At 52.2% G+C, this 6,233-nt stretch carries 5 protein-coding genes; 3 read left to right on the top strand and 2 right to left on the bottom strand.

Features of this window, described 5'->3' with window-relative positions:
- Positions 1-69: 69 nt before the first annotated feature.
- Entirely contained in the window at positions 70-1,740 is a 1,671-nt protein-coding gene (gene recN, locus ACP5D0_RS08720; RefSeq protein WP_472365328.1) for a DNA repair protein RecN, read from the bottom strand.
- A gap of 48 nt (positions 1,741-1,788) precedes the next feature.
- Complete coding sequence (locus ACP5D0_RS08715) at positions 1,789-2,664, bottom strand: NAD(+) kinase (RefSeq protein WP_472365327.1); 876 nt, start codon at positions 2,662-2,664, stop codon at positions 1,789-1,791.
- A gap of 114 nt (positions 2,665-2,778) precedes the next feature.
- Here ACP5D0_RS08715 and hrcA point away from each other — a divergent pair, with 114 nt between their 5' ends.
- The 3 genes from hrcA to dnaK all read left to right on the top strand — a co-directional run.
- Positions 2,779-3,807 carry a heat-inducible transcriptional repressor HrcA gene (hrcA, locus tag ACP5D0_RS08710; RefSeq protein WP_472365326.1) on the top strand — a complete coding sequence of 343 codons (1,029 nt, stop codon included), beginning with the start codon at positions 2,779-2,781 and terminating at the stop codon, positions 3,805-3,807.
- Between the two features lie 127 nt (positions 3,808-3,934).
- Complete coding sequence (grpE, locus tag ACP5D0_RS08705) at positions 3,935-4,492, top strand: nucleotide exchange factor GrpE (RefSeq protein ID WP_472365325.1); 558 nt, start codon at positions 3,935-3,937, stop codon at positions 4,490-4,492.
- A gap of 128 nt (positions 4,493-4,620) precedes the next feature.
- On the top strand, positions 4,621-6,233 hold a 1,613-nt coding region (gene dnaK, locus ACP5D0_RS08700), incomplete at its 3' end, for a molecular chaperone DnaK (protein ID WP_472365323.1).

Genomic DNA, 6,233 nt, shown 5'->3' with positions numbered 1-6,233 from the left:
CTCTGTGGTTCAAAAAACCAATATCACCAGGCCTGGCGAAATGTCACAAATGTCACACTGTCCTCATTTTTAGAGTTTGCGCTGTTGTGCGAGGGTGAGCATTTCTTCGGCGTGTTTTAGGGTGTGTTCGGTGAGTTGGACGCCGCCGAGCATACGCGCCAGCTCTTGGACGCGCTCGCTTTCATCCAGTGGCTGCACTTGGGTTTTGGTTTGATTCTTTTCGGTGCGTTTGCGAATGTGCAGTTGCTGGTCGCCGTAAGCGGCCACCTGTGCCAGATGAGTGATGGAGAAGACTTGGCGATGGCGTCCAAGCTGTTGCATTTTCTGACCGACCACTTCTGCGATGCCGCCGCCGATGCCGACATCCACTTCGTCGAAAATCATCGAGGGCAGGCTGGCGACTTCGGCGCTGGCGACTTGAATGGCGAGGCTGATGCGCGAGAGTTCCCCGCCGGAGGCGACTTTGGCCAGCGGTTGCAATGGCTGGCCTTTGTTGGCGCTGACTTGAAACTGCACCTTGTCCAAGCCGAGGGCGCTGGCTTTGTCAGTGGTGTCAACGTCGATTTGAAAGTGACCGTTTTCCATGCCCAGCGTTTGCATGGCGGCGGTGACGTTATCGCTGAGTTGTTTGGCGGCTTTCCGGCGGGATTGGTGCAGTTTGTCGGCGGCCTGCGTGAAGTTTTGCCAGGCCTGGTCGATGTCCTGTTTCAAGGTGTCTAAGGATTGATCCGAGTCGGTGAGTTCGGCGAGCGCCTCGCGAATTTCGTGATGCTTGCGGACCAGTTGTTCTGGGTCGAGTTGGTATTTTTTCGCCAGTCCGAAGAGTTCGGCCAGACGTTCGTCCACTTGTTGCAGGCGCTCTGGGTCGAGTTCGACATGATGGTTTTGCGCTTGAATGTCGTCGGCCACGGCCTGACAGTCGATTTGGATGGAGTTAAGTTGCGCCAGTGCCTCGCTCAGTTGCGGGGAAAAGTCGCTGACGTTTTCCAGTTCGGCAATGGCTTGTGACAGTTTGTGGGTCAGGCCGTCGTCGCCTTCAATGGCTTCGTAAGCGTTGTGCACCGCTTGTTTGATTTCGCTGGCGTGCGACAGGGTGTTTTGCTCTTCGGAGAGGGTTTCAAATTCATCGGCTTGCGGGTGCACCTTATCGAATTCCGACAATTGAAATTCCAATAATGCCTGTTTGCTCTGGCGATCCGCTTGCGAAGCGTGCAGTTCTTCGTAACGTTGATTCAATTTTTGCCAGGCCTGGTAGTTTTTTGCGGTCTGTGCCAGGGGGGTTGGGTGCTGGGCGTAGGCGTCGAGCAGGTCGAGTTGCTGACGGCTGTGCATCAGGGATTGGTGTTCGTGCTGACCGTGAATGTCAATGAGCTGGGCACTGAGTTGCTTGAGCTGCGATACCGAGGCGGGCAAGCCGTTAATGTAAGCTTTAGAGCGCCCTTCTGCGGTGAGGGTGCGGCGCAGCAGGCAACTGTTGTCTTCGTCGAGTTCGTTGTCTTTTAGCCAGGCCTGAACACTGGGCAGGCGGTGAATGTCGAAGTCGGCGGTGATGTCGGCTTTGGGGGTGCCGTGGCGTACCAGCGTGCTGTCGGCACGTTCGCCGAGTGCCAGCCCGAGGGCATCGAGCAGAATGGATTTGCCGGCACCGGTTTCGCCAGTGAGGGTGGTGAAGCCCGCTTCAAAGGTTAAATGCAGTTTTTCAATCAGCGCCAAATTTTGAATGGTCAACTCTTGTAACATGGTGTGGCTTAATCCTTGTATCGCGTCCACTTGGGAAGTTTTTAGATTTTACAGCTTTTGTCCCCAGTTGAGCTTGGCTCTGAGCAGTTCGTAATGATCATGGTTTTTGGGGTGCACCATTTTAATAAAATTCGGATGGCGCGTCACAATGGTTTCGTAATGGGTCATAAACTGAAAGGAGCGTTGCCCGTCACAGATAATGGACGCGACGCCGCAACAGTTGGCGTGGGGTCGAATGCGAATCTCGCTGTCGCCGGAGACCACTACCGGGCGGTTGCTCATGGTGTGCGGGTTAATTGACACCAGCGTGATGACGTTCAGCCCGGCATCGACAATCGGGCCGCCAGCGGAAAGGGAGTAGGCGGTGGAGCCGGTCGGCGTTGAGACGATCAGGCCATCGGAACGTTGACTGTTTAAAAAACGTTGATTGACAAAGGTTTCGAATTCAATCATGCGTGGGGAGTCGTTTTTGTGCAGCACCACATCGTTAAAGGCCACTTCTTCGAATAGGGTTTCGCCTTCTTTTTGCACCACCACTTTCAGCAGGGTGCGTTCTTCACATTGGTAATTGTCCGCCAGGACTTCGTCAAGGGTGTCGAACATGGTGTCGGGTGAGACGTCAGTGAGAAACCCGAGGCGGCCGAGATTGACGCCCAGGAGTGGCACCTGATAATCGACTATGGCGCGTGCGACATCCAAAAAAGTGCCGTCGCCGCCGACGACAATGGCGAAGTCAATGGTTTTAAGCAGTTCCGGGCGCGGCAGACGTTCAATGCCGTAGCGGTCAATGGGAAAGTCGGAGCAGGAGCGTTCATCCAGCAGAACCCGTTTCTGTTTGTCTTGAAAATACAGAATCAGTTTATCGATGACATCCCAGGATTGAATGCCGTTGTATTTTGCAAAAATGCCGATTTTATGGAACATTGCTACTTCCTTGTTCTCGCAGCTGGGGCGGCTTGGGCAGTGTGACTTGAAAAATGACCGTCAATCCCCATAATCGTAAGGTTACTAAGAAAACCGCTGAGTCACCGAGTCGATATGAACCTGAATGAACGATCACAACTGCTGTTCAAACACCTGATGGCATTATACCTAAACGAAGGGAAACCTGTGGGGTCATCCTTGTTGGCGAAAATGCCGGATGTGGGGGTCAGTTCCGCCACCATTCGCAATGTGATGGCGGATCTGGAGAAAATGGGGTTGATTCATTCGCCACACACTTCGGCGGGACGCGTGCCGACGGATCATGGCTTTCGGGTGTTTGTCGATTCAATTCTAACCGTTCAACCGCTCAATGCCCATTATCAGAAACAAATTCAGCAGGGGTTTGATAAGGCGCAGACGCAGCAGGAGTTATTGGGGTCGGCTTCGCAGATACTGTCTGGCTTGACCGGCATGGCGAGCCTGGTGATGCTGCCGAATCAGGAGCAGGAGGTGTTGCGCCACATCGATTTTGTGCGTTTGAGTGATAAACGGGCGCTGGTGGTGCTGGTGTTGAATGATTTGGATGTGCAAAACCGGGTGATTGAATTCGAATCGGCGGTGTCGGCCTCGCATTTGGAACAGGCGGCTAATTATCTGAACACCCATTTTTCGGGGCGTCATTTGCACGAGGTCAAGTCGTTATTGGTCAAACGCATGGATGAATTGCGGCAAACCATGGATCAACTGATGGTGTCGATTGTCGAAGCGACGGACGAAGCCATTGGCAGCAAAATGCAGCCGAAAATGCCCTATTTTATTTCCGGTAAAACCAATTTATTGAATTACGATGAGTTGGCGGATGCGGAAAAACTGCGGGCGTTATTTCAGTCGTTTGAAGAACACTCCGAAATGCTGGCGTTGCTGAATAAAAGTATGCAGGCGAAGGGGGTTCAAGTGTTTATCGGCCGTGAGTGCGGTAATGAGATTTATCAAAATTGCAGCGTCATCACCACGCCCTATGAACGGGATGGTGAGGTGCTGGGGGTGCTCGGCGTGGTGGGGCCCAGCCGCATGCCGTATGACAAAATTGTGCCGCATGTCGATATGACGGCACGGATTCTCAGTTCACTATTGAATAAGTAGTCCCATTTTTTGAATGAACCTGAGTTTTCATCAATTATGTGCATGATTCGATGGTCGCCGGGGTTGAAAGCCCGTCAAGCGCCCCCATTACCCTTTTCGATTGTCATTAATTTCTGGAGAAATTTTTATGTCTGAAAACAAGACAGAACTGAACGAAGAGCCGATTCCAACTGCGGAAGACGGTGTTTCTGAGGAAACCCATCAGGCCGAAGATGCGGTTGAACACGACTTGGAAGCCATGCTTTCGGAAACCAAGCGGGAAGCCGAAGCGCAAAAGGAATTGGCGCTGCGCACCCTGGCCGATATGGAAAACTTGAAGCGTCGCACGCGCATGGATGTGGAAAATGCTCATAAATTTGCGTTGGAAAAATTCGTTGGCGAATTGCTGCCGGTACTGGACTCCATGGAAATGGGCCTGGATGCGGCATCGAAAGAGGATGCCTCCGCCGACAGTATTCGTGAAGGTTTGGAGATGACGTTTAAGCAATTTTTGGATGTGATGCAGAAATTTAATGTGGAGCGTGTGGATCCCGCGGGTGAGAAATTTAACCCACAGTTGCACGAAGCCATGACCATGGTGCCGTCGCCGGATCACGAGTCACAAGTGGTGATGGAGGTTTTTCAGAAGGGCTATGTGCTGAACGAGCGTCTGGTGCGCCCGGCTCGGGTGGTGGTCGCACAGTAAAGTGAAAAAAATTTGGATTACGCTTGAATACGGCTTTTGACGCCATATATACACTGTAACCAATGAAGTTATTGTTAAAAAATGAGTTCGCTTTGCATTGCAAAGCATTGAAATTTGGAGAAAATCGAATGGGAAAAATTATCGGTATTGACCTCGGAACCACCAACTCCTGTGTGGCGGTTATGGAAGGTAAAGAAACCAAAGTCATTCCAAACGCGGAAGGTGCGCGTACCACGCCGTCCATCGTGGCGTATGCCAGCGACGGCGAGGTTTTGGTCGGGGACTCGGCCAAGCGTCAAGCGGTCACGAACCCTGAAAACACCTTGTTTGCCATTAAGCGTCTGATCGGTCGTCGTGCCGAAGACGATGTGGTGAAAAAAGACAAGGACATGGTGCCTTATAAAATCGTGGCAGCCGACAACGGTGATGCTTGGGTGGAAGTGGGCGACAAAAAGCTGTCTCCTCAGGAAGTCTCCGCGCGCACCTTGATGAAAATGAAGAAAACCGCCGAAGATTATCTGGGGCACGAAGTGACCGAAGCGGTTATTACCGTTCCGGCCTACTTCAACGACTCGCAACGTCAAGCCACCAAAGATGCCGGTAAAATTGCCGGTCTGGAAGTGAAGCGTATCATCAACGAACCGACGGCAGCGGCTTTGGCGTATGGTATGGATAAAGTCAAAAGCGACAGCAAAATCGCAGTGTACGATCTGGGTGGCGGGACCTTCGATATTTCCATCATCGAAGTAGCCGATCTGGACGGTGAAAAACAAGTCGAAGTGCTTTCGACCAATGGTGACACCTTCTTGGGTGGGGAAGACTTTGATAATGTCATCGTGGATTACATCGCTGAAGAATTCAAGAAAGACCAGAACGTAGATTTAAAACTGGATAAATTGGCGTTGCAACGTGTGCGTGAAGCGGCGGAAAAAGCCAAAATCGAGCTGTCCTCGCGTGAACAGACCGACATCAACCTGCCGTATGTCACGGCGGATGCGACCGGTCCGAAACACTTGAACATGAAAATCACCCGTGCCAAGTTCGAATCCTTGATCGAGAAATTGGTGCAACGTTCAATCGACCCCTGTAAGACAGCGCTTAAAGACGCCGGTTTATCCGCATCTGAAATTGATGATGTTATTTTGGTGGGGGGTTCCACACGCGTTCCAATGGTTCAGGCGGCTGTTAAAGAATTCTTCGGTAAAGAGCCACGTAAAGACGTGAACCCGGATGAAGCGGTCGCTATGGGTGCGGCCATTCAGGGGGGCGTGCTTTCCGGTGATGTCAACGACGTGCTGTTGCTGGACGTGACCCCGCTGTCCTTGGGGATTGAAACCATGGGGGGCGTGATGACCAAGTTGATTGAGAAGAACACCACGATTCCGACACGGAAGTCGCAAACCTTCTCAACGGCGGAAGACAATCAGTCTGCCGTGACCATTCACGTGCTGCAGGGTGAGCGCGAAATGTCTTCTGGCAACAAGTCGCTGGGGCAGTTTAACTTGGACGAAATCCCGCCGGCACCGCGTGGTACGCCACAAATCGAAGTGACGTTCGACATTGATGCCAACGGTATCCTGAACGTTTCGGCGAAAGACAAGGCCACCAATAAAGAACAGCACATCACCATTCAAGCGTCTTCCGGTCTGTCCGAAGACGAAATTGAAGCGATGGTGAAAGATGCGGAAGCGCATGCGGAGGAAGATGCCAAGCTGAAGGAGTTGGTGGAAGCGCGTAACCA

The organism is Hydrogenovibrio sp. (assembly GCF_049975065.1).
Taxonomy (GTDB): Bacteria; Pseudomonadota; Gammaproteobacteria; order Thiomicrospirales; family Thiomicrospiraceae; genus Hydrogenovibrio.
Note: the sequence above shows the minus strand (reverse complement) of the source record. Positions and strands in the feature narration are given on the sequence as shown.

Bases quoted from the DNA above. Each gene is read 5' to 3' on its own strand.
- grpE (WP_472365325.1), top strand. From the start codon at position 3,935: ATGTCTGAAAACAAGACAGAACTGAACGAAGAGCCGATTCCAACTGCG.
- ACP5D0_RS08715 (WP_472365327.1), bottom strand. From the start codon at position 2,664: ATGTTCCATAAAATCGGCATTTTTGCAAAATACAACGGCATTCAATCC.
- hrcA (WP_472365326.1), top strand. From the start codon at position 2,779: ATGAACCTGAATGAACGATCACAACTGCTGTTCAAACACCTGATGGCA.
- recN (WP_472365328.1), bottom strand. From the start codon at position 1,740: ATGTTACAAGAGTTGACCATTCAAAATTTGGCGCTGATTGAAAAACTG.